Genomic DNA, 25,727 nt, shown 5'->3' on the forward strand with positions numbered 1-25,727 from the left:
TACCGAACTTACGCTGTACCCTTTGCAGTACCGCTCTCGAGTAGCAGCCGGCGTTACGCGTCCCCTATGATGTAAGTCTGCTTTTGAGCATCGACGCGAATGTCGGCTTGTGGCGGGCGCAACTACGATGTTCAGGGTGGTGGCCGGCAACGTCTGCTATTGGGCAACAGCGAAGATCACCTCAACGGCCGACATTGGCGCGACCACGACCTCCAACGTGGCCCCAGGCAAGGTCTGCTTTCAGGCGGTGGCAAAGCTGACCTCAACGGCCGACATGGGCGCAAAGCTGCCGTCCACCTCGCGGTAGACGTCAGTCGTCTTTCGGTCATGAGCGCTGGCTGGACCGAATGTCGGGTTTCTGGAGGGAAAATAGGTCCCGAAAGGTCCGCATCGGGTCACGGATTGTCGTAGCGCTGCCCAGAAGGAAGGGCATTGAAGGGTCGGAACAGGTAATCCGTATCGGGTACCAAGCGCCAGATTTCTACCACTAGTGGATTGGCCGTCAACTTTCCACCTCAGCAGGCATCAACTCAACCTGATATCGACCGACCACAAGGGCATGCCGTCTGCCTCACGCCAGCACATGAAGCCGGTGGCTTTGCAGTCAACCTGCGCGCCGTGACATCGCGGACGATAAAGAGCGTGCCGCCCCTACCGCGCCGCCTGAGTTTGATTTGTTTGCCCATACTCTGCCCCCCTACAAGAGCCACCAGCGGACCTTTCTCCGCCAGAAACCAGAGCAAATTCCAGAGCTAAAACCAAGAGCTAAAAAGTGAAAATAGTCACCGGTTCCTCAAACCAAAACGGCGAATTAGCGATGAAATTCAATTAGTTAGGGTGCAGATTTGAGAGGCGAAATGTGGCGGAGAGGGAGGGATTCGAACCCCCGATGGGCTTGCACCCATGCCGCATTTCGAGTGCGGTGCATTCGACCACTCTGCCACCTCTCCGCGGTCATGGTCCGCCGTTGCCGGCGCGGCGCACTAGATAACGGCTGGACGGACAGGTTACAAGGGCCAATCTGCCTGATATCAGGCTTCTCTCCGGGCCGTATTGGTCGTTGTTCGCTACCTCCGCCGCCTGTGCCAACGGCACCGTCTTGCTTTCGGCCGTTTGCCTTGACTCGCGCCGCACCTTCGGCTAGGGACAGCGCGCAATCGGCGTGGAGGGCTCTTCCGCGCCGCTTGCTTTTTGAACCCGCAGACTGACAAAAAGACGGCCGAACCGCCTGAAGCGGTTCGTCAAGGCCGACCGAACAGCGAAAGGCAAAAAATGTTCGCAGTCATCAAAACGGGCGGCAAGCAGTATCGCGTCGCCGCCAACGATCTCCTGAAGATCGAAAAAGTCGAAGGCCAAGTCGGCGACATCGTCGAGATCGGCCACGTGCTCGCGCATGGCGAGGGCGAGAATGTGACGTTCGGCGCGCCGTTCGTCGACGGCGCTTTGGTCACCGCCGAAGTCGTCGAACAGGGCAAGAACCGCACCGTCATCGCTTTCAAGAAGCGTCGCCGGCAGAATTCGCGTCGCAAGATCGGCCATCGCCAGCTTTTGACCACCGTGCGGATCGCCGAGATCCTGCTGGGTGGCGCCAAGCCGACGAAGAAGGCCGCGGCCAAGGCCGAAGCGAAGACCGAGGCGAAGGCCGAGATTGCTGCAAAGGCCGAGGCGAAGGCTGAAGCCGCGCCGAAGGCCGAGGCAGAGGCTGCACCGAAGAAGGAAGCCAAGGCAAGCGAAACCGCCGCGCCGCTGTTCAAGGCGCCGAAGGGCGAGCCGGACGATCTGACCGTGATCAAGGGCATCGGCCCGGTTGCGGCCGGCCAGTTGAACGAGCAGGGCATCACGACCTTCGCCCAGATCGCCAAGCTGTCGGACAAGGATATCGCCAAGATCGACGAGCATATGCCGTTCAGCGCCGACCAGATCATGGACTGGCGCGAGCAGGCCAAAGATTTGGCGAAGAAGTAAAGCGGGCCGGCGCGATCGTCGCCGGTTCGGACTTGAAACGGAACGCGAACGCGTTCATAAGACCCTTTAAGCGCCTAGCGGCGCATCGGAGTTAGTTAGATGGCACACAAGAAAGCTGGCGGTTCGTCGCGCAATGGTCGCGACTCCCATTCCAAGCGGCTCGGCGTGAAAAAATTCGGCGGCGAAGCCGTGATTCCGGGCAACATCATTATTCGTCAGCGTGGCACGACGTGGCATCCCGGCACCAATGTCGGCATTGGCACGGATCACACGCTGTTTGCGCTCGAAGCTGGCGCAGTCACCTTCAACAAAAAAGCCAATGGCCGAACCTACGTATCGGTGAACCCGATGACCAAGGCCGCGGAGTAGCCGGTTCCGCACGAGAACACCGGCACCCATCTCGGGAACCGGTGTCTGGCCAAGCCAGGAAATGGATCAGGGGAGATGGGTTTCCATCTCCCCTTTTTCTTGCCTGGAGGACTGACATGGTTGCCGAAGCGGATGACACAGACGGTGAAAGTTACGCGATAGATTGCCCGGTCCTGGTGACCGAGCGGCTGGTCCTGCGGGCGCCGCGCGAAAGCGATATCGAGCAACTGGTGGTGCTCGCCGACAATCGCCATATCGCCGAAATGCTGGCCCGCATGCCGCACCCCTACGGCGAGGCCGAGGCACGCGCCTTCCTTGCGATGACGGCATCGCGCCGGGCCGGCATTGCCTATGCCTTGACCTTGGCCGGCACCGAAACCTTCGTCGGATGCGCCGGCCTCAACACCACCGATCGCGGGCTGGAGCTCGGCTACTGGATCGGCGAGCCCTACTGGAAGCGCGGCTATGCGACGGAGGCCGCGCATGCGCTGGTCGACCTCGCCTTCCAGAAGACGGCGATCCAGGTGCTGCATGCCTCGACGCGGGTGATCAATCCGGCCTCGCGCCGGGTCATCCACAAATGCGGCTTCCAGTATGCCGGCCAGGGCATGCTGAACTCGATCGTTGCCGGCCAGGTGCCGGTCGAGCGTTACCGCCTCGATCGCAGGACCTGGACGAGTCTCAGGAACTGGGTCCATTTCTGATGGACGCTGATCAAACCATCTCGACCCAGACCGGCAGGTGGTCCGAACCGACTGCCTGCCGGTCGACCCACAGGCGCTTCAGCGATTTGGCCAGCGAGGCGCTGGTGAAGACATAGTCGATGCGCTTGTGGCGGCTGGCGTCATCAGGCCGCTTGGGGTCGACCCAGGTGACGAGATCGGTGCCTGCGGCGGCAAGGCGCAGAACGGCATCGACGGCAAGATCCGCGGTCACCGGCATGCCGAATTCGTGATCCAGGCGGCCGGCGAATTCGACATATTCTGGCGATCCGGCCAGCATGTTGAAGTCGCCCATGACGACGAAGCCTTCGGGACAAGGCAGGTCCGGCAGGCCGACTTCGGCGACGCCCGACAGCGCGCCGCCCTCGATCGCATAGTTCAACAGGCGCCGGCGCAGAAACCGGATCTGGCTGGCGCGTTCGACCGGGCTGCGATGGTCGAGATGGGTGGAATAGAAGCGGATGAAGCCAAGCGGCGTCTCGATCAGCGCCTCCAGCGCGCCGCGCTGAAAATTCATCACTTCGAAACTGCGGCTGCGCGGCAAGAGGAGATTGCGCGACAGATGAACGGGGGTTTTCGACAGCACCATGTTGCCGAGCTGGAAGGTGGTGGTGATGGCGCGGCCGTTTTCCAGGCGCGAGCCGACATTGGCCTCGAAATTGCTGCCGTAGACGGCGAAATATTCGGGCAGCGCCTCGCCAAGTTCGGCCACCATGTCGCGGCCGCCATTGTTGGGGTTGTTGCGCGAGACCTCCTGCAGCGCGATCACGTCGGCGCCGCGCACGGCATCGGCGATGCGGCCGACATCGTAGCGGCCGTCAAGACCGACGCCGTAGTGGATGTTGTAGGTTACAAGCTTCATTGCGACTCCGGCGATGTTCAGACTCGGACCATGTTCAGACTCGGGCAATGTTCAGACTCGGGCCATGTTGATAAACAGCCTCGCCCTTCGCCCCGCCTTGGTTTAGAGCAGTGCCAAACGTTAGAGCAATGCCGCAAGGCCGTTAGCAGAAACTCAGCAATACGATGAAATTTCTCGATCAAGCCAAGGTCTATGTCCGCTCCGGCGATGGTGGCGCCGGATCGGTGTCGTTCCGGCGCGAAAAGTTCATCGAATTCGGCGGTCCCGACGGCGGCGACGGCGGCCGCGGCGGCGACGTCTGGGTGGAGGCGGTCGATGGGCTGAACACGCTGATCGATTATCGCTACCAGCAGCATTTCAAGGCCAAGACCGGCACGCACGGCATGGGTCGCAACATGACCGGCGCCAAGGGCGCCGACGTGACGCTGAAAGTGCCGGCGGGAACGCAGATCTTTGCCGAGGACAACGAGACGCTGATCTGCGACCTGACCGTCGTCGGCCAACGCTTCCTGCTGGCCAAGGGCGGCAATGGCGGCTTTGGCAACCAGCATTTCAAGACCTCGACCAACCAGGCGCCGCGCCGCGCCAATCCGGGTCAGCCGGGTGAAGAGCTCAACATCTGGCTCCGGCTCAAACTGATCGCCGATGCCGGCCTGGTCGGCCTGCCCAATGCCGGCAAGTCGACTTTCCTCGCCGCCGTCACCGCAGCCAAGCCGAAGATCGCCGATTATCCCTTCACCACGCTGCATCCGGGTCTCGGTGTGGCCCGCATCGACGGGCGCGAGTTCGTCATCGCCGACGTTCCCGGCCTGATCGAAGGCGCGCATGAAGGCGTCGGCATCGGCGACCGATTCCTCGGACATGTCGAACGCACGCGGGTCCTCCTGCATCTCGTCTCGGCGCAGGAAGAAAATCCGGGGAAGGCCTACAAGACCGTGCGCGCCGAACTCGACGCCTATGGCCATGGACTGGTCGAAAAGGTCGAGATCGTGGCACTTTCCCAGGTCGACACGCTCGATGCCGAGGCGCGCAAGAACAAGGTCGCTTCGTTGAAGCGCGCCGCCGGCCGCGCGCCGATGCTTTTGTCCGCGGTCACCGGCGAAGGCGTCGAGGCAGTTCTGCGCGCACTGATGACGGTCGTCGCCGAGGCGCGCGAAGCTGTCGCCGCTCCGGTCGAGACGCGCTGGAGATAGCGATGGCCGCGCAGTCGCTGAAAAAATACCGGCGCATCACCGTCAAGATCGGCTCGGCGCTGCTTGTCGACCGCACGGCGGGCCTGAAGCGCGACTGGCTGGCCTCGCTTGCCGACGACATTTCAGTGCTGGCCGAGAATGGCGCCGAGATCCTCGTCGTGTCGTCCGGCGCCATCGCGCTTGGCCGCACCATTTTGGGCCTCGGCAAGCGGGCGCTGAAGCTCGAGGAAAGCCAAGCGGCGGCGGCCGTCGGGCAGATTGCGCTGGCCGGCGCGTGGTCGGATGCGCTCGGCAAGGGCGGCCTGAAATCGGGCCAGATCCTGCTGACGCTCGGCGATACCGAAGAGCGCCGCCGCTATCTCAATGCGCGCGCGACGATCTCGACGCTGCTCAAGATGAAGGCGGTGCCGGTCATCAACGAGAACGACACGGTTGCGACCTCCGAAATCCGCTATGGCGACAATGACCGGCTGGCGGCGCGCGTGGCGACGATGATGGGCGCGGATCTTTTGGTGCTGCTCTCCGACATTGACGGGCTCTACACGGCGCCGCCGGCGCGCGACCAGCATGCCAGGTTCGTTGCTGTCGTGGACCGCATCACGCCTGACATCGAGGCGATGGCGGGTGCGGCTGCTTCGGAGCTTTCACGCGGCGGCATGCGCACCAAGCTCGACGCCGGCAAGATCGCCACCGCCGCCGGCACCGCCATGATCATCACATCAGGCACACGGCTGTCGCCGCTGCTGGCGATCGAGCGTGGCGAGCGGGCGACGTTCTTCCGGCCGAGCGCCAATCCGGTCAAGGGCTACAAGACATGGATCGCCGGGCAGCTCGAACCGGCAGGCCGGCTGACAGTCGATGCCGGCGCCATCGGCGCGCTGCTGTCGGGCAAATCGCTGCTGCCGGCCGGCGTCAAGCTGGTCAGCGGCAATTTCTCGCGCGGCGACACGGTGGCGATCCTGTCGCCCGAAGGCCGCGAGATCGCGCGCGGACTGGTTGCCTACGATGCCGCCGATGCCGTAAGGATCGCTGGCTTGAAAACAGCCGAGATCGAAACGGTGCTCGGCTATGAAGCGCGATCGGCGATGATCCACCGCGACGACCTTGTGGTGAGCCATTCCAGTGACCAAGTACGGACCGGCGACCAAGTACAGGCCGCCGACCAAGTGGTCGGTGACGAGGTGCATAGCGGAGGATGAGCCATGCTGAAGCTGCATGAAAAATCCCGGGACGATACGGTGGCGCTGATGGCCGATATCGGCCGCCGCGCCCGCGCCGCCGCCCGACCGCTGGCCGTCGCCACAGCCGAGCGCAAGCACGCCGCGTTGATCGGTATGGCGCAGGCGATCCTTCGCCACGAGCAGGATATTCTCGACGCCAACACCATCGACATCGAAAATGGCGAGCAGTCGGGGCTTTCGGCTTCTTTCATGGACCGGCTGAAGCTTGATCCCGGCCGCATCCGTGCCATGGCCGACGGCATCAGTGAAATCGCCGGGCTGCGCGATCCGGTCGGCGATGTCATTGCCGCATGGGACCGGCCGAACGGCCTGCATATCGAGCGCGTGCGCACGCCGCTCGGCGTTGTCGGCGTCATCTACGAAAGCCGGCCGAACGTGACGGCCGATGCCGGCGCGCTGTGCCTCAAGGCCGGCAATCCGGTGATCCTGCGCGGCGGCTCGGATTCGCTCAACTCCTCGGCGGCGATCCATGCCTGCCTGGTCGAAGGGCTGAAAGCGGCGAAGCTGCCGCAGGATGCCATCCAGCTGGTGCCGACCGCCGACCGCGCCGCCGTCGGCGAGATGCTGAAAGGACTTTCCGGCAATATCGACGTCATCATTCCGCGCGGCGGCAAGAACCTGGTCGAACGCGTCCAGAACGAGGCGCGGGTGCCGGTCTTCGCGCATCTCGAAGGCATCTGCCATCTCTACATCGACCGCTCGGCTGATCTCGACATGGCGGCCAGGATCGCGGTCAACGCCAAGATGCGGCGCACCGGCGTCTGCGGCGCGGCCGAGACGCTGCTGGTCGACCGCGCTGTTGCCGCCACCCATCTGATGCCGATCCTCGGGGCGTTGCGCGCGGCAGGGTGCGAAATCCACGCCGATGCCGAGGTGCTGAAAGTGTTTGCCGACGCCCAGCCTGCGACCGACGCCGACTGGGTGAGCGAATATCTCGATGCCATCATCGCGGTAAAACTGGTCGATGGCGTTGCCGGCGCCATCGAGCACATCGAGACTTTTTCCTCGCACCACACCGAGGCGATCGTCGCCGAGGATGCGGACGCCGTCGAACGGTTCTTCAACGAGATCGATTCGGCGATCCTTCTGCACAATGCCTCGACGCAATTCGCCGATGGCGGCGAATTCGGCATGGGTGCCGAGATCGGCATCGCCACCGGCAAGATGCATGCGCGCGGCCCGGTCGGCGTCGAGCAACTGACCTCGTTCAAGTACCGCGTGCGCGGGACGGGACAGGTGAGGCCTTGAGCTTATTCGCTACCAGGGCTTGAAGTTTGCGCCCAGCCACCCCCCTCTGTCCTGCCGGACATCTCCCCCGCAAGGGGGGAGATCGGATGTCGCATAGACTTTCGCCAACCTCCGGCGTCGCAGTAAGGGCGCCAGGGATGAAGCCGCCAATCTCCCCCCTTGAGGGGGAGATGCCCGGCAGGGCAGAGGGGGGCGCCTGACGCATGCTATCCCCTTCCGAACAACCCGTCCCCTCTCGCTACCTCAACATGCCGCATGCCGAAAAGGGCTTGGCCGTCGGACTATTCGGCGGCTCGTTCAACCCTGCCCATGCCGGCCATGCACTGGTCGCCGAGATCGCGCTCAGGCGCCTGGCGCTTGATCAGTTGTGGTGGATGGTGACGCCGGGCAATCCGCTCAAGAGCGCGCGGGAACTGGCGCCGCTGGCCGAGCGGCTGCGCCTGTCCGAGCAGATTGCCCGGAACCCGAAGGTCAAGGTCACCGCCTTCGAGGCGAGCCATTATGTCCGCTTCACCGCCGACACGCTGGCCCTGGTCAAGGCGCGCAACCCGGGCGTCGACTTCGTCTGGATCATGGGCGCCGATTCGCTGCGCGATTTTCATCGCTGGCAGCGCTGGCGCCAGATCGTGATGACGTTTCCGATCGCGGTGATCGATCGCCCTGGCGCGACGCTGTCGTTCCTGTCGTCGGTTGTCGCCAAGACCTTCGACTACGCGCGTGTCGACGAGGGCGACGCGCCGCGGCTCGCCCGCATGAAGGCGCCGGCCTGGACCTTCATTCACGGCCCGCGCTCGTCGCTGTCGTCGACCGCGATCCGCAAGATGGCGCAGGGGTGAGAATCTCCTTCTCCCCTTGTGGGAGAAGGTGGCCGAGCGAAGCTCGGTCGGATGAGGGGTGCTGGAAGGATCGCTACCTTGAAGACCTAAGCACTTGAAATTCTTTGATCTTTTTACGCCTGATTTTCTTCCAGCACCCCTCATCCGTCTCGGCGCTACGCGCCGATCCACCTTCTCCCACAAGGGGGAGAAGGGAAGACCGCTGATGTCGCATTTGCGGCTGCCTTTCCCCGGTCCGTGAGCGATCCTGCGCGGACATGGCGATTCTCGAGCGAAACCAGACCAGACGCGACCCGGCGCAGGGCAGCCCGCCGGCCCCGGCGATCGCCATCGCCAGCGTCGTCCTGTCGATGGCGCTGGTAGCGGTCGGCAACGGACTGATGTTCGCCTATATCCCGGTCCGGCTCGGCGCCGAGGGCTTCGATCCGACCTGGGCTGGGCTGATCGTCACCGGCCTCTCGGCCGGCGGCCTGGCAGGCTGCATCCTGACCGGTCCGCTGGTACGGCGCGTCGGCCATGCGCGCGCATTCATGGTGCTGTCGGCGCTGATCGTGCTGTCGAACGCCGCCGTCGGGGCCGGGCCGCACCCGCTGTCGTGGATCGCGGCACGCGCGCTCTACGGCTTTGCCATATGCGGCCTGTTCATCGTTGCGCAGAGCTGGCTGAACGACGTCATCGCCAACACCATACGCGGCAGGGTCATGGCCTTCTTCTACGTCGCCTATGTCGCCGGGCTCGGTGTCGGCTACTCCACACTGGCGCTGATCGACATAAGGGCCGCGGACGCGCCGCTGGTCGGCATCGCCTTCACCGCGCTGTCGATCCTCCCCGTCGGGTTGACGCGGCTCGCCCAGCCGCCGCCGCCGCAGGCGGCGTCGGTGGCGCTTGGCCGGGCCTGGCGGATTTCGCCGGTCGGCGTCGCCGGCATGCTTGCCGTCGGCGGCCTGTCGATGACGATTTCAGGATTTGCGCCGATCCATGCCACGGCCAAGGGCTACAGCCAGGCCGATGTGGCACTGCTGCTGTCGGCGATGCCGATCGGCACATTGATCCTGCAGATCCCGCTCGGATGGATTTCCGACCGCACCGACCGGCGCTTTGTGCTGGTCGCCGCTTCGGCGCTTGCCATGGTGGCGGGCCTGTTCGCGCTGGGCTTCGATGGTGGTGCGCTGGCGGCGCTGGTCGTCATCTATGTGGTCTGGGCCGGCGCGTCGGAATCGATCTATTCGCTGGCCAGCGCACATGCCGCAGACCGCGCCGGCAAGGACGACATGGTGGCGCTGTCCAGTTCGCTGCTGTTCGCGTGGTCGCTGTCCGGCTTCATCGTGCCCGGCATCGTGACCGGGCTTTCCGCTGTCTATGGAACGCAGGCCTTCATCCATGTGGCCGTCGTCATTGCCACCGTTTTTTGCCTGTTCGTGCTGTGGCGTGTGGTGGCGATGTCGCCTGTTCCCGCCACCGAGACCGGCAATTTCGCGCCGATGAGCGCGCAAGCGCCGCTGCCGGTGGAGCTGGCCTTCGCGCCGGAGGAACAGCGCGGTCGCTCCGACTATTAAAGTCCGCACTCAATCGGATACAGGTCGAGGCTCTAAAGCGCATCGCGCCTTAGGTCCTTTTTATGCATGTCGTTATCGCAAAACCGCTGCGCGCTTTGCGCGACATGCATTAGTGCCGATGCCTGAGCTAGTCAGGGTTCCGCACTACATAGATCGCCGCGATCTTGCATCGCACCAAGCGCCTTCATATTGCCGCTGCGCGAGGCGGCATAAAAAGCTTCGGCAAGCTCAAGGCCATGTTGTTTTTCCACCCGGAAGCGAGGGCGCGCCTCGCGCACGTGGCTGCGCGCACGGGCAGCGAGCTGGCGACAAGCCGCGGGGTCGCGCTGGATAGCGGCTGCGACCTCCCCAAACTCCAGCCCGAACACATCGTGCAGCAGAAAAGCCGCGCGCTCGTTCCGGCTATTGCCTTGTGGCCGAGGCTTCTTGCCGCGGTGCTTCCGGTGGTGGCGCGGGTATAGAAATGCCTTCGCTGTCGAAGGCCTGCTTGGCGCGTTTGGTGAGATCGATCTGGGTCGCGAAGAAATCCGCAGCCGAGGTCCAGTAGCGCAAGGTGATCGCGATGTTGCTGTCGCCGACGGTCGCCACAAAGGCAATCGGCGCCGGCTCCCGCCTGACGCGTCGCTCGTCGGCGGCGACGCCCAGCATGGTCTTTTGAGCGAGATCGATGTCGTTCCACGAGCCGATGGTCAGCGTGATATCGGCGCGGCGGACGCCGTTGCGTGTAAAATTGCGGACGGGCTGGTTCCACAGCGTCGAATTGGGAGCGAGCACGTAAACGCCCTCGACCGTTCTCAGCGTGGTGGCGAACAGTCCTATTTCCTCGATGGTCCCGGAAATGACCCCGACCTCGACATATTCGCCGATGCGGAATGGTCGCAGCGCCAGCAGCATGATGCCGGCGGCAATGTTCTGCAGCGTGCCCTGCAGCGCCAGGCCGATGGCCAGGCCGATGGCGCCAATGGCGGCAATGATCGAGGTCGTCTGGACGCCGAACTGGCCGAGCACCATGAGGACGACGAGGATCAGTATGGCGTAGCGGACGATCCGCGAGAAGAAGTGGCGCAGCGTCGTGTCGAAGCCATGGATATGGCCGAGGCCGGCGTAGATCGAGCGCTGGGCAAGGCCGGCGACAATATAGCCGAGGACCAGCAGGATGACGGCGCCGATGGCCGAGAACGAGTACGAGACGATCAGAGCGCTGAGCTGCGCAAGGCCGGACTGCACGGTGAGGAGAGCGTTCTGAGGGTCGACAGGCATGAGGGGGATCCGGTTGGTCAATGCGCCGATAACCCTCGCCGGGCGGCAAGAGTTCCGATTTTTCTTCAACTGCGGAACCGGAAGAACGGTTCTTCGTTGGCTACGGCAGGGCTGCCGTCTTGAAACTGCAACGCAACTCTGCCTATCTAAGGGGTGTCACCTGCTTTGAAGGGTGATTTGGTTGTTCTTGCTGCGAAAGGAAATACACTGAGAACAGCACTTTGGAAGAAGGCCGACATCGTGCCTTCGCCGGCCGGGATCAGCGTAAACGACGCCGTGTCCCGCGCCATCAAGACAGTCCTTGCCAGTCTGGAAGACTCCAAGGCCGAAAACATCGTCTCAATCGACATTCAGGGAAAATCGAGCCTCGGTGACTATATGGTCATCGCGTCCGGCCGATCGCACCGTCATGTCTCGGCTGTCGCCGATCATCTCCTCAAGGCGCTCAAGGATGCCGGGCTCGGCACGGCGCGCGTCGAGGGACTGGCCGGTGCCGACTGGGTCCTGATCGATTCGGGCGACATCATCGTCCATGTCTTCCGCCCCGAAGTCCGCGACTTCTACAATCTTGAAAAGATGTGGCAGGCGCCGGACCTCGAGGAAGAGACCCTCCACTGAGCCGCATTTGATTGATGCATGTCGTGTCCCAAAACCGGTGACCACTTTGGTGACATGCATTAGCGGCTCTTCGAGGCAGGGATGAAAATTACCGTTCATGCCGTGGGCCGGATGAAAGCCGGCCCCGAGAAGCTGCTCGCCGACCGGTATTTCGAGCGCTTCGCCAAGAGCGGACCGGCCGTGGGGCTCGAATTCTCAGGGGTCGTCGAGATCCCTGAGGGCCGCGCCCAGACCGCCAACGAGCGTCGCCGCGAAGAGGGCCAGAAACTGCAGGCGCAGTTGCAGCCTGGTGCCGCGCTGATGCTGCTCGACGAACGCGGCAAGAGTTTTTCCTCCGAGGATTTCGCCGGGCGCATCGGCCTGCTGCGTGATAGCGGCCGCAAGGCGCTGGTCATCGCCATCGGCGGCGCCGACGGTCATGACCAGTCGCTGCGCGATCAGGCCGACCTGATGGTGTCGTTCGGCGCACTGACATGGCCGCACCAACTGGTCCGTGTCATGTTGGGCGAGCAGCTTTACCGGGCGGCCACAATTCTGTCCGGCCATCCCTATCATCGCTCGTGAGCCGTTGCAGGTTCAACCGAAACCGGTGGATTGGCGTCCGCCGCCCGGATTTTCGCCTCAATGCGTCACGAGGCTGTTTTGCGGTCGGCAGGCTCTCGAACATGGTTGATTGTTCGTGAACGAAGCCACGTATAGAGTCGGGCTTCAATGGCTGAAGGTTGGAAATCGCGAACGGGCTTTTGGCGCGCAGGCTGCGGCTTGGCAGCGGCGGTGCTTGTGCTGTCGCTCGGTGCCGCGCGGGCGCAGAGCAGGCTCGACATGGCGCCTGACCCGGACCAGAGCCGCGCCGAATACGAACGGATATCGCAGGAGATCACGCTGTCGTCGGAGCGGCTGGCCAAGCTCGCCGCCGACATGGCGACGGTCAAGAAGGACCATGCCTCGATCACCGCGGCGCTGATCCAGTCGGCGATGACCGAGCAGAAGCTCGGCCAGGACATCGAGGACATCGGTGCCAAGCTGGAAGGGCTGAAGGGCGACGAGCAGAAAATCCGTGCCTCACTGGCTGCCAGACGCGACGTTCTGGCCGAGGTGCTGGCCGCGCTGCAGCGCATGGGGCTCAATCCGCCGCCGGCCATCCTGGTCAAGCCGGAGGACGCGCTGTCGTCGGTGCGCAGCGCCATCCTGCTCGGCGCCGTAGTGCCGGAACTGCGCCAGCAGACCGAGATATTGCTGGCGGAACTCAAGGAGCAGTCACGGGTGACAGCCTCGATCGAGGCGGAGCGGGCGCGGCTGACGGCGGCAGTCGCCGAGCAGACGGCGGAAAAGAAGCGGCTCGGCATGCTGCTCGAAGCCAAGCAGAAGCTCGAGGCCGAGACGCAAACGGCCCTGGCGGCGGAAAAGCAGCGATCCGCAGCACTGGCGGCCAAGGCCGGCAGCCTGAAGGAACTGATCGCCTCGCTCGAGGCCGACAAGGCCCGCAAGGCTGCGGACGCGGCGAAGGCAGCCGAGCAGACGGCCGCCGAACAGAAAGCCGCCGAACAGAAAGCCGCGGAGCAGAAGGCAGCGGGTGCCGACAAGGTCCCGGCACTGGGGGTTCCGGCGCAGACGGCTCCGGCACAGAAGGCCCCGGAACAGACGGAACTGGCGGCCCTGCCGGTGCCGGAAGCCAACCGGCTCACCGCCGCTGCGCCGTTTTCGGCGCTTCAGGGGCAGATCGCGTTGCCGGTCACCGGCAAGATCAAGCGGCGGTTCGGGACCAGCGACGATAACGGCGCAGTGATGCTTGGTGACATGGTTGCGACACAATCGGGAGCCATCGTCACCGCGCCGGCGGACGGAAATGTACTTTATGCGGGACCTTTTCGCTCTTATGGTCAACTCTTGATCCTGAACGCAGGTGACGGCTATCATGTCGTTCTCGCGGGGATGAGCAGAATCAGCGTCGCGTCTGGCCAGTCGGTGCTCGCAGGAGAGCCGGTCGGCGCGATGGGAGAGGCCCGGGTGGCGAGCACCTCGGCATCGAAGAATGGAAATGCCACGCCGGAACTCTATGTTGAGTTCCGCAAGGATGGAAAACCCGTCGATCCGACCCCATGGTGGGCGGACCGTTTGTCTGGAAGGACGTGAGATGATGCGGAAACTGTCGCTTCTGTTTGCCGGTGCGCTGATGGGCGCATCCGCGATGAGCCTGGTCTATGGCGCGCCCGGCTCGACGGCGAACGCTGCGGGCTCCGAGACCTATAAGCAACTGGCGATCTTCGGTGATATTTTCGAGCGGGTGCGGGCGCAATATGTGACGCCGCCCGACGACAAGTCGCTGGTCGAAAACGCCATCAACGGCATGCTTACCTCGCTCGACCCGCACTCCTCCTATATGAACGCCGAAGAGGCGCAGGACATGCGCGTGCAGACCAAGGGCGAGTTCGGCGGCCTCGGCATCGAGGTCACCATGGAGAACGACCTGGTCAAGGTGATCACGCCGATTGACGATACGCCGGCTGCCAAGGCGGGCGTGCTTGCCGGTGACTATATTGCCAAGATCGACGGCGAGGAGGTTCGCGGCCTGAGCCTCAACGATGCGGTCGAGAAGATGCGCGGGCTGGTCAACACGCCGATCAAGCTCACCATCCTGCGCCAGGGCGCCGACAAGCCGATCGAGCTGACGGTGGTGCGCGACATCATCAAGGTCAAGGCGGTCAAGTTCCGGGTCGAGAACGACATCGGCTACATCAAAATCACCTCCTTCACCGAAAAGACCCATGATGATCTCGAGAACGCCATCGAAACCATCGAGAAGCAGGTGCCGAACGAAAAGCTCAAGGGCTACGTGCTCGATCTGCGCCTCAATCCGGGCGGGTTGCTCGATCAGGCGGTGAGCGTGTCCGACGCCTTCCTCAACCGTGGCGAGATCGTCTCGACGCGCGGCCGCGATCCGAAGGACGTCACCCGCTTCGACGCGCGGCCGGGCGACGATATCGACGGCAAGCCGCTGGTCGTGCTCGTCAATGGCGGCTCGGCCAGTGCGTCCGAAATCGTCGCCGGCGCGCTGCAGGATTTGCGCCGCGCCACGGTCGTCGGCACGCAGTCGTTCGGCAAGGGTTCGGTGCAGACCATCGTCCCGCTCGGCGAGAACGGCGCGCTGCGCCTGACAACGGCGCTCTATTACACGCCGTCCGGCAAGTCGATCCAGGGCAAGGGCATCACGCCCGACATCAAGGTCGACCAGCCGTTGCCGCCGGACCTGCAGGGCAGGGACCTGACGCGCGGCGAGTCGGACCTGAAGGGCCACATCAAGGGCAGCGAGGAGGGCGATGCCGGTTCAGGCTCGGCAGCCTATGTGCCGCCGGAGCCGAAGGACGATCTGCAGCTCATCTTCGCCCAGCAGTTGCTGCGCGGCGAGAAGACCGATCCGGCGTTCCCGCCGAATCCGGACAAGGCTGTGCTGAACCAGTAGGGGCCGTGCTGAACCAGTAAAAGTCGATCAGCCGGACAACAGGTCTGGCTGCCTGATCGAAGCGATGTAATGCTGCCGGGGCCGCAAGGCCTCGGCAGTTTGATTCGGGGACCGCGGCTGGGGATGCGGCTTGGCTGACATCAGTAGTGACATCGAACGCCCACTCGGGCAGGCCGTCCGGCCGCCGCGCGCGGCCCGCAGGATCAGCGCTGGCGTGGTCGCGGCCACTGTCGTGGTGCTGGCCGTGATCGGCGTTTCCGGCGCGATTGCGCTGCGTGAAAGGCCGTTTCGAAAGCCGGAAGAAGTCGCCGTTTCGACGCCGAAGGCGACAGCCGTGGTCGAACCCGCAGCGCCGGTCACTGAGCCGGCGCCGCTGCCGCAGGCGCAAGCGGCACCCAAGACAAGCCGATCGAAGACGGGCGGATCGAAGACGGGCGGGCCGCAGATCATTCACATGCAGACCGAAGCGGGCGACGGTCCGCCCGGGGCCATCGTCATCCACGACCCTTCGACGACCGGCCAGAACCTGAGGATCGCGCATATTCCCGACAGGGCACTGGTCGAGTCCGGCGAAACCGGTCCATTGCCGGTTCGTGCTGCCGACGGCAGGCGGCCATTCGATGTCTATGCGCGACCGTGGTCCGGTGCGCGCGGTGCGCGCGTGGCGATCGTCATCGGCGGGCTTGCCGTGTCACAGACCGGCACGCAGGCGGCCATCGCCAAGCTGCCGGCCGAAGTGACGCTGGGCTTCGCGCCGCAGGGCAACAGCATCGGCCGCTGGATGCAGGCGGCGCGGCAGAGCGGCCATGAGATCGTCATGCAGGTGCCGCTCGAACCGTTCGATTATCCGAATGTCAATCCCGGCCGCAACACGCTGACGGTCGTGGCGACACCGGACGAGAATTTGGAGAATTTGCGCTGGGCGCTGTCGCGGACGACCAATTACACCGGCGTCATGAACTATATGGGCGCGCGTTTTTCGGCCGATGCGGCGGCGATGGGGCCACTGATGGCCGAGCTTGGCAGGCGCGGCCTGGCCTACGTCGACGACGGTTCGTCGGCACGCAGCCTGGCGCCCGAACTGGCGTTGAAGAACGGTGTGCCGTTCGCCGCCGGCGACACGTCGATCGACGCCGTGCGGGATCGCGGCGCCATATTGAAGAAGCTGGACGAACTGGAAGCCACCGCGCGGGCGAAAGGCTTTGCCGTCGGCATCGGCTCGGCCTTCGACCTGACGGTCGATACCGTGTCGTCCTGGGTGATCGAGGCCAAGAAGCGCGGCATCGAGATCGTGCCGATTTCGGCAGTGGCGGTGGATCCGGAAAAAGGTTGAGCAATGGCGAAGAAAAAACCGGTCGACCCCGAAACGCTGCCCTATCGTCGCTGCGTCGGAGCGATGGTCCTCAACGGAGACGGGCTGGTCTGGGTCGGGCATCGCATTGCTGAGCCGGACAGCGAATTCGACGGCACGACGCAGCTCTGGCAGATGCCGCAGGGCGGCATCGACAAGGGCGAAGAGCCGCTGCAGGCGGCACAGCGGGAACTCTACGAAGAAACCGGCATGCGCAGCGTCTCGTTGCTGGATGAGGCGCCGAACTGGATATTTTACGACCTGCCGGCCCATCTGGTCGGCGTCGCCTTCAAGGGAAAGTATCGCGGCCAGACGCAAAAATGGTTCGCCTTCCGCTTTCACGGCGATTTGAGCGAGATTGAGATCAATCCGCCGCCGGGCGGCCACACCGCCGAGTTCGACAGATGGGCTTGGCGGCCAATGGAGGAATTGCCCGACCTGATCGTGCCGTTCAAGCGTCAGGTCTATGAGGATGTGGTTGCGGCATTCCGGCACCTGGTTGCGTAGCTTGGCGCAAGCCGCGCTCGCGCCGACCACGGTTGCCGCGTCGGCGCGGTGGCCTTATTGCTGGCCAATCCGCTGCAGACGGGATTGGCATGAACGGCACTTCCAAAAAATCTCTTTCTGAAAGGGTCGCCGTCAAAGCCGCGCCGATCAGCGAAGCGGCGGCCGGCGCCATATTGACCGTCGATCTCAGCGCCATCCGCGAAAATTACCGGCGGCTCAAGGCGCGGTTGGGCGGTGTCGGCTGCGCCGGTGTCGTCAAGGCCGACGGCTACGGGCTCGGCGGGCCGCAAGTGGCCGCGGCGCTGGCGGCCGAAGGCTGCGCTGTTTTTTTCGTCGCGCATCTGGCCGAGGGTGCCTCGCTGCGCCAGGCGCTCGGCGCACGGGCGGCGATCTATATGCTGAACGGCATTCAGCCGGGCGCCGAAAGCGAAGCCGTCGCAGCGGGACTGGGCGTGGTCATCAACAGCGCTGGCCAGCTCGCCGCCTGGCGCGCGGCGGCGCAGCGGGCCGGCCGCAAGCTCAAGGCTGCAATCCAGGTCGACAGCGGCATGTCGCGGCTCGGCATGGCGGCAGCCGAGGTGGAGGCCGTCGCTGCCGATCCGCAGGCTTTCGACGGTATTGACGTCACCTTGGCGATGAGCCATCTCGCTCGCGCCGACGAGCCCGAACATCCGGCCAACGAGCAGCAGCGGCTGGAATTCGAGCGGCTGCGAAGGATGCTGCCAAAGGCGCCGGCCTCGCTCGCAAATTCCTCCGGCATCTTTCTTGGGCAGTCCTTTCACTACGACCTTGCCCGGCCCGGTGCGGCGCTCTACGGCATCAATCCGACGCCAGCGCAGGAAAATCCGATGCTGCCGGTGGTGCGGCTTCAAGCAAAAATTATCCAGACGCGCAGCCTCGAGAGGGGAGCCGGTGTCGGCTATGGCCATATTTTTCACGTCACCGATTCGCTGATCGCCGCAACGATCTCGCTTGGCTATGCCGACGGCTGGCATCGACGTGCGGCCTCGGCCGCCTGGTTCGAAAATGTGCGCTTGCCGTTCCTGGGCCGTGTGTCGATGGATTCGATCGTCCTTGACATTTCGGCCCTGCCGCCCAGCAGGCTGAAGGCGGGCGACCTCGTCGAACTGATCGGCCCGTCGCAGACGGTCGACCAGGCGGCCGGCCACGCCGGCACCATCGGCTATGAAATCCTGACCAGCCTCGGACACCGCTTTCACCGGCGCTATTTGAATGGATAGCGCGCGGGCTTTTTTAGGCATGTGTCGTCGTCCCAAAACCTCCTGCGTACTTTTGGGCGACATGCTTGGGCACTTGGCGGACGCGGTAAAATCCGGCAGACAGAAAGCCACGATGCCGCCCGCTGACAAGACATCGTTCTGGAGAGCTATGCGATGAAGATCTGCGTGCTGGGCGGCGGCGTCATCGGGGTCACCACTGCTTATTACCTGGCCGAGGCCGGCCATGAAGTGACGGTGATCGACCGCCAGAAGGGCCCGGCGCTGGAAACCAGCTTTGCCAATGCCGGCGAGATCTCGCCAGGCTACGCCTCCCCCTGGGCCGGTCCCGGCGTCCCGCTGAAGGCGATCAAATGGCTGCTGATGAAGCATGGCCCGCTGGTGGTACGGCCGACCCTCGATCCACATATGTGGGTATGGCTGGTCAGGATGCTGCGCAACTGCACGGCCGAGCGCTATGCAGTCAACAAGGCGCGCATGGTGCCTTTGGCCGAATACAGCCGCGACACGCTGAAAGCGCTGCGCGAGGCGACCGGCATCGCCTATGACGAGCGCAGCAAGGGGACGCTGCAGCTTTTTCGCACGCAACAGCAGCTCGACGGCACAGCCGGCGATGTCGAGGTGCTGAAGACATATGGCGTTCCCTACGAGATCCTCGATCCCGACGGCTGCATCGCGGCCGAGCCGGGCTTGGCAGGGATCCGTGAAAAGTTCGTCGGCGGCCTGCGGCTGCCGGGCGACGAGACCGGTGACTGCAAGATGTTCACTGACCGTCTGGCAGAGCTCTGCGCAGCGCGCGGCGTCACCTTCGAGTACGACACGTCGATCAGGCGCATCGTGCGCAAGCGCAACCAGATCGCCAACATCAATACGAGCAAGGGATGGAAGGCCGCCGACGCCTATGTGATGGCGATGGGCAGCTATTCGGCCAAGTTCATGCGCAGCCTGAAACAACCCATCCCGGTCTATCCGGTCAAGGGCTATTCGATCACCGTGCCGATCAAGGATGCTGCCGCAGCACCGGTCTCGACGGTGATGGACGAGACGTACAAGGTGGCGATCACCAGGCTCGGCGATCGCATCCGGGTCGGTGGCACCGCGGAGATTTCCGGCTTTGACCTGACGCTGAATGAATCGCGGCGGCGCACGCTCGAACATTCGCTCGGCGACCTTTTTCCAGGCAGCGGCGACATGCGGTCGGCGACCTTCTGGTGCGGGTTGCGGCCGATGACGCCGGACGGACCGCCGCTGATCGGCCGCACCGAGTTTTCCAACCTCTATCTCAACACCGGCCACGGCACGCTCGGCTGGACCATGGCCTGCGGCTCGGCCAAGGTCCTCGCCGACATCATTTCCAGCCGGGTGCCGGACATCGATGTCCGCGATCTCGGACCGGAGCGATACCAGCGGTAGGATCGGAAGGATTCTTCATGCATTTGAGCGGAGGAACTTGCCGCGTGACTCGGGATCAGTCTCCAGCACACCTCGCCGCGTCAGAGAAAATATCGTCAGACGAACAGGCTCCGCTCCCGTTCCACCGCCCTGGTGATGAAGCTCGCGACGATCTGGACGCGGCGCAGCGGCCTGACCGATTCGTGATAGACCAGCCAGTAGGCGCGGCGAATGGGCGCGACGATGTCGACGGCCACCAGTTCCGGCATCGAGTGGGCGACAAAAGTGTGCAGGATGCCGATGCCGGCGCCGGAGCGCACCGCTTCGGCTTGGCCGAGCGCCGAGGAGATGGCGAAGCTCGTGCGCCAGTCGGCACTGAACTCGGCCGCATAGTCGAGCGAGGGGCTGACGATGAGGTCCGGCACATAGCCGATCAGCGTGTGTCGGCCAAGCTCGGCCGGCGTCTGCGGCAGGCCATGCGCGTCGGCATAGGCGCGGGACGCGAACAGGCCGAGCGTGTAATCGACCAGCTTTCCCGCCACCAGCCTGCCTTCGGTCGGCCGCTCCACGGTGATGGCGATGTCGGCCTCGCGCCTGGACAACGAGAAGGAACGCGGCACCGGCACCAGCTGGATGGTGAGTTCGCGGTGAAGCGCCGTCAGTGCGCCGAGGCGTTTGGCCAGGAAGGCGACGCCGAAACCATCTGGTGCGCCGATGCGCACGGTGCCGGAGACGTCGTCGCCTTCGCCCGCCACGGTCGAGCGCGCGGCGATCATGTCGCCTTCCATGCGCTCGGCGATGTCGAGGAAGCGCTCGCCCGCCGGCGTCAGCTCGCTGCCGGTAGTTAGCCGGCGAAAGAGTTTTGTGCGCAGCGCATCCTCGAGCGCGGCGACGCGGCGCGAGACAGTGGCGTGGTTCAGCTCCAGCCGCCTGGCCGCGCCAAGGATCTGGCCGGCACGCGCCACCGCCAGAAAGATGCGGACGTCATCCCAGTTCATGAGGAGCGTCCGGATGACGACGATTACGGCAGCGCTCCAGGGCGCGCCCCTCTGTCCTGCCCTCTTTGCCAAATCTTGGCATCTCCCCCACTTGGGGGGAGATCGGCCGGCCGCTCCGGCGGCGACTTTCTTGCAACGTTGCGGGTTGGCGAAAGCGGGGATGACAGCCAATCTCCCCCCTCGTGGGGGAGATGTCCGGTAGGCCAGAGGAGGGCGCGAAGGAACTCAATTTCTCAATCCTTGCCGCTAAGGGACCTGCATTCCTACCATTTGCGGCAATTGATGCACAGTCGTCGCTCCCACTCTATTTGCCGCACAACGGTTGCGTTTCCGCTCACGTTGCCATCGGCGGCGCAAAGGCGGACAATGCCGCATCACAAATACAGGGAGAGAAACCATGATCGACTACGGTCATTTCATCGGCGGCAAGCGTGTCGCTGGAACCAGCGGCCGCAAGCAGGACGTCATGCAGCCGATGGACGGCACGGTGCGCGGCACCGTGGCGCTGGCTTCGCAGGCGGAACTGCGCGCGGCGGTGGAAAACGCCAAGGCGGCGCAGCCCGGCTGGGCGGCGACCAATCCGCAGCGGCGCGTGCGCGTCCTGATGAAGTTCCTCGAACTGGTCGCCCGGGAGTATGATGCGCTGGCCGACATTCTGGCGCGCGAGCACGGCAAGACCATCGCTGACGCCAAGGGCGATATCCAGCGCGGCCTGGAAGTGGTCGAGGTTTGCATCGGCGCGCCGCACATGATGAAGGGCGAGTTCACCGACGGCGCCGGCCCCGGCATCGACGTCTATTCGATGCGCCAGCCGCTCGGCGTCGTTGCCGGCATCACGCCGTTCAATTTTCCGGCGATGATCCCATTGTGGAAGATCGCGCCGGCTATCGCTTGCGGCAACGCCTTCATCCTGAAGCCTTCGGAGCGCGACCCAGGCGTGCCGATGCGCATCGCCGAACTGTTCATCGAGGCCGGCCTGCCAGCCGGCATCCTCAACGTCGTCAACGGCGACAAGGAGGCGGTCGACGCCATCCTCGATGATCCCGACATCAAGGCCATCGGCTTCGTCGGCTCGACGCCGATCGCCCAGTACATCTATTCGCGCGGCTGCGCGGCCGGCAAGCGCGTGCAGTGCTTCGGCGGCGCCAAGAACCACATGATCATCATGCCCGACGCCGACATGGACCAGACCGTCGACGCGCTGATCGGCGCCGGCTACGGCTCGGCCGGCGAGCGCTGCATGGCGATCTCGGTGGCGGTCCCGGTCGGCAACGATACCGCCAACCGGCTGATGGAAAAGCTGGTGCCGCGCGTCGAAAGCCTGAAGGTCGGCCCATCGACGGATTCGTCCGCCGATTTCGGCCCGCTGGTGACGGCGCAGGCGCTGGAGCGGGTCAAGGGCTATGTCGACATCGGCGTCAGGGAAGGCGCCAGGCTGGTCGTCGACGGGCGCGGCTTTTCCATGCAGGGCTATGAGAACGGCTACTATATGGGCGGCTGCCTGTTCGACAACGTGACCGCCGATATGCGCATCTACAAGGAAGAGATTTTTGGGCCGGTGCTCTCCGTGGTGCGCGCGCCGACCTACGAGAACGCGATCAAGCTCGCCAACGATCACGAAATGGGCAACGGCGTCGCCATCTTCACCCGCGACGGCGATGCGGCCCGCGATTTCGCCTCGAGGGTCCAGGTCGGCATGGTCGGTATCAACGTGCCGATCCCGGTGCCGATCGCCTACTATACGTTCGGCGGCTGGAAAGCGTCTTCCTTCGGCGACCTCAACCAGCACGGACCGGACGCATTCCGGTTCTACACCAAGACCAAGACGGTGACCTCGCGCTGGCCGTCCGGCGTGAAGGACGGCGCCGAATTCGTCATCCCGACGATGAATTAGCCGGACGGTTGCTTGTCTGCGCGTCCTCGCCTTCGGCTGCGGGCGCGCGGGCAGGCGTGAAGGACGGCGCCGAATTCGTCATCCCGACGATGAACTAGCCAGTCGACAAAGAGCTCCAGATTTTATGATTGAAGACGAAAAAGGCCCGGCCAGAAACCGGGCCTTTTTGCTGACCGTCGCGGCCGCGTGTATGCCTGAACGCTAATGTGATGGAACCAGGCGGACAGCAGAAGCCTTAACTTGCAATCCTGCCGCGAAGGAGACGCGGCAGATCGACCAACGGCGCTGGCGACAGCTTCGGGGGCTACGGCCGGCGCAAGGAGGTGTGAGATGACACGTCTCAGGGTGTCGATACTTGGCGCGGCGGCTGCCGCGTTTTCCGCGGCCCCGGCAACAGCGGCCGAACAATGCGCGCCACGAGCCGACATGATCAGGGCGCTCGGCGAGAAGTTCCAGGAAAATCCAACCGCGCTCGGCGTCGTCAATCCGAATGTGATTGTTGAAGTCTTCGTTTCCGACCAAGGCACCTGGACCATCCTCGCCAGCGACACACGCGGTCAAAGCTGCGTGGTTTCGGTGGGTGAAGGCTGGGAGAGCGCGGTGAAGACAGCGGCGCTGCCAGGGACCTGAGCCGCCTAGCGGGTGGCAGCCGCCTTAGCATAGCCGCGCGCGCGCAGGCCTCGGTTCTCGGCGACGACCATGAAACGGATCCACAGGCGCCCCCAGCGGGCGCCTGCTTGCGCTTTTTTGTTGCCGACACCATATATGGAACATAGTGGGAACATTTTGAATCGTCCCCGCTGATGACAGACCGGAACACGGAAAGGAACGACGCGATGATGATGACGTCGGGACCGGCCTGGATCGTTCCGGCAAAATGAGGGCTCTTCCTTTGCCGGACGTGATGGCAAAGGAGATGCCCTATGGCGCGCAAATCGCTGTTGGTTGGGTTGAAAACCCTCATTCTTGCTGGCGCATTGGCGGTGGGTACGAACGCCGCAAGCGCCCAATATCAATACTGCGTTGAACATCGCGATCTCGTCGCCCACCTGAGCGAGCAGTTCCAGGAAAGACAGTTTGCTTTCGGGCTGATCGGTCAGATGGCGATTATGGAAGTCTATGTCGCCGACAGCGGAAGCTGGACGATCATCGTCACCGACGTCGCCGGCAGAAGCTGCATCGTCGCGGCCGGCGAACATTGGGAAAACGTGGTGATCCCGACCGACCAGGACGCATGACGAATTGAGCGATGCTCAGCGCCTGTGGGCGGAACTCAAAGAGCCTGCCGAAGCTTGCTGCCGATCTCTATCGCGTAGCGGCCGCCGCGGCATGACCGCGCAGCAGCGCCATCAGGCGCTTGGCATCCTTGGCGGCGGCGTCTTCATCGCCGTCGAGGATCGAGCGGATCAGCGCGACATGGTGCTCGGCCGATTCGGCAAGCCCGGTATCGGCCTTGTAGCGGAACCAGAAGCGGCGGCTGTGGGTCTGCAACGGGGCCGCCAGCCGCGCGGCGAAGGGATTGTCGGCCGCCAGCGCCAGCGCCTCGTCGAGCGCCTTGTCGGCCTGAATGAAGGCCAGCACATTGCCCGATATCACCGCCCTCTGCATGGCCAGTGCCGCGTCGTGAAACAAGTCGGCGGCCTCGCGGGTGACGAAGCGGGCGGCCGAGCGGGCAAGAACCACCTCGACGCCACGCCGCGCATCGAGAACGCGCAACCAGTCGCCGGGATGCAGCGGGGCAATGGCGATGCCGGCACGCGGCCGGACATCCAGCAGTCCCTCCCATGCCAGCCGCTGGATCGCCTCGCGCACCGGCGTGCGGCCGAGCCCCAGCCTGTCGATCAGCGCGCCTTCGGTGATGAAGCTTGCAGGCACCAGTTCGAGCGTCACGATCATGTGCTCGAGCACGCGGTAGGCTTTCGCCGCCACTGGCTCGAATGCCGGGCTTGTTTCATTGAATATCAAAGGCGGGCTCCTGATATATTTTTGGTATATCATAGCAAAATCCGTGTTGACAGTCCGTTTCCTAATAAATATACGACTGATATATCAGATGGAGCGACCGCTATGTGGACCGGAGTTTTCCCCGCCGTCACGACCAAATTCACTGAGGACGACAGCCTCGACCACGCCGAGATGGAGCGCTGCTTTGCGCTGCAGATGGAGGCTGGCTGCGACGGCATCATCGTCTGCGGCTCGCTCGGCGAGGGGCCGATGCTCTCGCATGACGAGAAGATCGACGTGCTGAAGACCGCGCAGAAGATCGCCGGCAACAAGCCGGTTCTGCTGACTGTCAACGAAGCCGGCACCCGCGAGGCGGTGGCGATCGCGCGCCGCGCCGCCAGAGAGGGCGCAAACGGGCTGATGGTGGTGCCGAGCCCGATCTACCACACCAATGCGGAGGAGACGGTCGCCGCGCTGCGCGCCGTCGCCGAGGCCGGCGACCTGCCGGTGATGATCTATTCCAACCGGCTTGCCTATCGCGTCGACGTCACCGTCGATCAGATGGAGGAACTGGCGAAGGACAAGCGCTTCGTCGCCATCAAGGAATCCTCCGACGACATCCGCCGTTCGACCGAAATCATCAACCGCTTCGGCGACCGCTACGATTTGTTCACCGGCGTCGACAATCTGGCGTTCGAGGCGCTGTCGGTCGGCGCCATCGGCTGGGTGGCCGGGCTGGTCACCGCGTTTCCGCGCGAGACGGTCGCGATCTACCAGTTGATGAAGCAGGGCCGCCGCGAGGAGGCGCTGACAATCTACCGCTGGTTCCGGCCGCTGCTCGACCTCGACGTGTCGACCTATCTGGTGCAGAACATCAAGCTCGCCGAAGTCCTGGCGATCAACACCAACGACCGCGTGCGCATGCCGCGCCAGCCGCTGTCGGGCGAGCGCCGCAAGATGGTCGAGAAGATCGTCCGGGATGCGCTGGCGGCGCGGCCGGAGCTGCCGAGGTTTTGAGGAAGGTTTTATGCCGTCTCGGATCCGTCTCAAACGCGTCGAAAGGGATGGAGATT

25 protein-coding genes, 1 tRNA gene and 1 pseudogene are annotated in these 25,727 nt (G+C 64.1%); 21 read left to right on the plus strand and 6 right to left on the minus strand.

Translation table 11 applies throughout. From position 1 onward, the window contains the following. The first annotated feature begins 127 nt into the window (after window positions 1-127). The gene (locus tag M727_RS0111670; protein WP_027152836.1) at window positions 128-307 is read left to right on the plus strand and encodes a hypothetical protein; all 180 of its coding nucleotides are present in this window, start codon (window positions 128-130) and stop codon (window positions 305-307) included. 553 nt (window positions 308-860) lie between these two features. Here M727_RS0111670 and M727_RS0111675 read toward each other — a convergent pair. Then, window positions 861-950, minus strand: a tRNA-Ser gene (locus M727_RS0111675). A 322-nt stretch (window positions 951-1,272) separates the two neighbouring features. On the opposite strand from M727_RS0111675, the gene M727_RS0111680 reads away from it, so the two are divergent. The 3 genes from M727_RS0111680 to M727_RS0111690 all read left to right on the plus strand — a co-directional run bounded on the left by M727_RS0111680 (window position 1,273) and on the right by M727_RS0111690 (window position 3,038). Further along, window positions 1,273-1,965 carry a 50S ribosomal protein L21 gene (locus M727_RS0111680; protein WP_027152837.1) on the plus strand — a complete coding sequence of 231 codons (693 nt, stop codon included), beginning with the start codon at window positions 1,273-1,275 and terminating at the stop codon, window positions 1,963-1,965. 99 nt (window positions 1,966-2,064) lie between these two features. Next, on the plus strand, window positions 2,065-2,334 hold the full coding sequence (gene rpmA, locus M727_RS0111685) for a 50S ribosomal protein L27 (RefSeq protein WP_023678077.1): 270 nt from the start codon (window positions 2,065-2,067) through the stop codon (window positions 2,332-2,334). Window positions 2,335-2,450: 116 nt separating this feature from the next. Further along, window positions 2,451-3,038 (plus strand): GNAT family protein, encoded by a 588-nt coding sequence (locus M727_RS0111690; RefSeq protein ID WP_027152838.1) that lies wholly within the window; start codon window positions 2,451-2,453, stop codon window positions 3,036-3,038. A 10-nt stretch (window positions 3,039-3,048) separates the two neighbouring features. On the opposite strand, the gene M727_RS0111695 is transcribed toward M727_RS0111690, so the two are convergent. Continuing rightward, window positions 3,049-3,918: an endonuclease/exonuclease/phosphatase family protein gene (locus M727_RS0111695; protein WP_027152839.1), complete on the minus strand. Its 870-nt coding sequence runs from the start codon at window positions 3,916-3,918 to the stop codon at window positions 3,049-3,051. Between the two features lie 164 nt (window positions 3,919-4,082). Between M727_RS0111695 and obgE the strand changes: the two genes are divergently transcribed. The 5 genes from obgE to M727_RS0111720 all read left to right on the plus strand — a co-directional run bounded on the left by obgE (window position 4,083) and on the right by M727_RS0111720 (window position 9,992). Continuing rightward, complete coding sequence (gene obgE, locus M727_RS0111700; protein WP_027152840.1) at window positions 4,083-5,111, plus strand: GTPase ObgE; 1,029 nt, start codon at window positions 4,083-4,085, stop codon at window positions 5,109-5,111. 2 nt (window positions 5,112-5,113) lie between these two features. Continuing rightward, window positions 5,114-6,310 (plus strand): glutamate 5-kinase, encoded by a 1,197-nt coding sequence (gene proB, locus M727_RS0111705; RefSeq protein WP_027152841.1) that lies wholly within the window; start codon window positions 5,114-5,116, stop codon window positions 6,308-6,310. 3 nt (window positions 6,311-6,313) lie between these two features. Continuing rightward, window positions 6,314-7,600 (plus strand): glutamate-5-semialdehyde dehydrogenase, encoded by a 1,287-nt coding sequence (locus M727_RS0111710; RefSeq protein ID WP_027152842.1) that lies wholly within the window; start codon window positions 6,314-6,316, stop codon window positions 7,598-7,600. A 248-nt stretch (window positions 7,601-7,848) separates the two neighbouring features. Then, the gene (locus tag M727_RS0111715) at window positions 7,849-8,436 is read left to right on the plus strand and encodes a nicotinate-nucleotide adenylyltransferase (RefSeq protein WP_027152843.1); all 588 of its coding nucleotides are present in this window, start codon (window positions 7,849-7,851) and stop codon (window positions 8,434-8,436) included. Window positions 8,437-8,693: 257 nt separating this feature from the next. Next, on the plus strand, window positions 8,694-9,992 hold the full coding sequence (locus M727_RS0111720; RefSeq protein ID WP_027152844.1) for an MFS transporter: 1,299 nt from the start codon (window positions 8,694-8,696) through the stop codon (window positions 9,990-9,992). A 167-nt stretch (window positions 9,993-10,159) separates the two neighbouring features. Here M727_RS0111720 and M727_RS39890 read toward each other — a convergent pair. Together M727_RS39890 and M727_RS0111730 are read right to left on the minus strand one after the other, a co-directional pair. Then, window positions 10,160-10,387 (minus strand): annotated as a pseudogene (locus M727_RS39890) (sigma factor-like helix-turn-helix DNA-binding protein); the annotation flags it as partial. Window positions 10,388-10,394: 7 nt separating this feature from the next. Beyond that, window positions 10,395-11,252 (minus strand): mechanosensitive ion channel family protein, encoded by an 858-nt coding sequence (locus M727_RS0111730; RefSeq protein ID WP_027152846.1) that lies wholly within the window; start codon window positions 11,250-11,252, stop codon window positions 10,395-10,397. A 240-nt stretch (window positions 11,253-11,492) separates the two neighbouring features. Here M727_RS0111730 and rsfS point away from each other — a divergent pair, with 240 nt between their 5' ends. From rsfS to M727_RS0111770, 8 genes are all read left to right on the plus strand, one after another. After that, a complete protein-coding gene (gene rsfS, locus M727_RS0111735) occupies window positions 11,493-11,870 on the plus strand; it encodes a ribosome silencing factor (RefSeq protein WP_023800052.1) in 378 nt (125 codons plus the stop codon). Between the two features lie 81 nt (window positions 11,871-11,951). After that, the gene (gene rlmH / locus M727_RS0111740) at window positions 11,952-12,434 is read left to right on the plus strand and encodes a 23S rRNA (pseudouridine(1915)-N(3))-methyltransferase RlmH (RefSeq protein ID WP_027152847.1); all 483 of its coding nucleotides are present in this window, start codon (window positions 11,952-11,954) and stop codon (window positions 12,432-12,434) included. A 147-nt stretch (window positions 12,435-12,581) separates the two neighbouring features. After that, on the plus strand, window positions 12,582-14,003 hold the full coding sequence (locus M727_RS0111745) for a murein hydrolase activator EnvC (RefSeq protein ID WP_027152848.1): 1,422 nt from the start codon (window positions 12,582-12,584) through the stop codon (window positions 14,001-14,003). A 1-nt stretch (window position 14,004) separates the two neighbouring features. Then, window positions 14,005-15,330, plus strand: a complete 1,326-nt coding sequence (locus M727_RS0111750) for a S41 family peptidase (protein ID WP_027152849.1) — start codon at window positions 14,005-14,007, stop codon at window positions 15,328-15,330. 130 nt (window positions 15,331-15,460) lie between these two features. Beyond that, a complete protein-coding gene (locus M727_RS0111755; RefSeq protein WP_027152850.1) occupies window positions 15,461-16,663 on the plus strand; it encodes a divergent polysaccharide deacetylase family protein in 1,203 nt (400 codons plus the stop codon). A gap of 3 nt (window positions 16,664-16,666) precedes the next feature. Continuing rightward, window positions 16,667-17,188: an RNA pyrophosphohydrolase gene (locus tag M727_RS0111760; protein WP_027152851.1), complete on the plus strand. Its 522-nt coding sequence runs from the start codon at window positions 16,667-16,669 to the stop codon at window positions 17,186-17,188. 89 nt (window positions 17,189-17,277) lie between these two features. Continuing rightward, window positions 17,278-18,429, plus strand: coding sequence for an alanine racemase (gene alr / locus M727_RS0111765; protein ID WP_027152852.1), 1,152 nt, complete (start codon window positions 17,278-17,280; stop codon window positions 18,427-18,429). Between the two features lie 153 nt (window positions 18,430-18,582). Continuing rightward, a complete protein-coding gene (locus tag M727_RS0111770; protein ID WP_027152853.1) occupies window positions 18,583-19,839 on the plus strand; it encodes a D-amino acid dehydrogenase in 1,257 nt (418 codons plus the stop codon). A gap of 95 nt (window positions 19,840-19,934) precedes the next feature. Here M727_RS0111770 and M727_RS0111775 read toward each other — a convergent pair whose 3' ends face one another. After that, entirely contained in the window at window positions 19,935-20,816 is an 882-nt protein-coding gene (locus tag M727_RS0111775; protein WP_027152854.1) for a LysR family transcriptional regulator, read from the minus strand. Between the two features lie 397 nt (window positions 20,817-21,213). Here M727_RS0111775 and M727_RS0111780 point away from each other — a divergent pair, with 397 nt between their 5' ends. From M727_RS0111780 to M727_RS0111800, 3 genes are all read left to right on the plus strand, one after another. Further along, entirely contained in the window at window positions 21,214-22,710 is a 1,497-nt protein-coding gene (locus M727_RS0111780; protein WP_027152855.1) for a CoA-acylating methylmalonate-semialdehyde dehydrogenase, read from the plus strand. 330 nt (window positions 22,711-23,040) lie between these two features. Beyond that, complete coding sequence (locus M727_RS0111790) at window positions 23,041-23,340, plus strand: hypothetical protein (RefSeq protein ID WP_027152856.1); 300 nt, start codon at window positions 23,041-23,043, stop codon at window positions 23,338-23,340. 293 nt (window positions 23,341-23,633) lie between these two features. Next, window positions 23,634-23,948 (plus strand): hypothetical protein, encoded by a 315-nt coding sequence (locus M727_RS0111800; RefSeq protein ID WP_027152857.1) that lies wholly within the window; start codon window positions 23,634-23,636, stop codon window positions 23,946-23,948. Between the two features lie 67 nt (window positions 23,949-24,015). Here M727_RS0111800 and M727_RS0111805 read toward each other — a convergent pair whose 3' ends face one another. Beyond that, entirely contained in the window at window positions 24,016-24,708 is a 693-nt protein-coding gene (locus tag M727_RS0111805) for a GntR family transcriptional regulator (protein ID WP_084646706.1), read from the minus strand. A 69-nt stretch (window positions 24,709-24,777) separates the two neighbouring features. Between M727_RS0111805 and M727_RS0111810 the strand changes: the two genes are divergently transcribed. Continuing rightward, on the plus strand, window positions 24,778-25,671 hold the full coding sequence (locus M727_RS0111810; protein ID WP_027152859.1) for a dihydrodipicolinate synthase family protein: 894 nt from the start codon (window positions 24,778-24,780) through the stop codon (window positions 25,669-25,671). The last annotated feature ends 56 nt before the right edge of the window (window positions 25,672-25,727 follow it).

The organism is Mesorhizobium sp. WSM2561, assembly GCF_000513915.1.
Classification (GTDB): Bacteria; Pseudomonadota; Alphaproteobacteria; order Rhizobiales; family Rhizobiaceae; genus Mesorhizobium; species Mesorhizobium muleiense.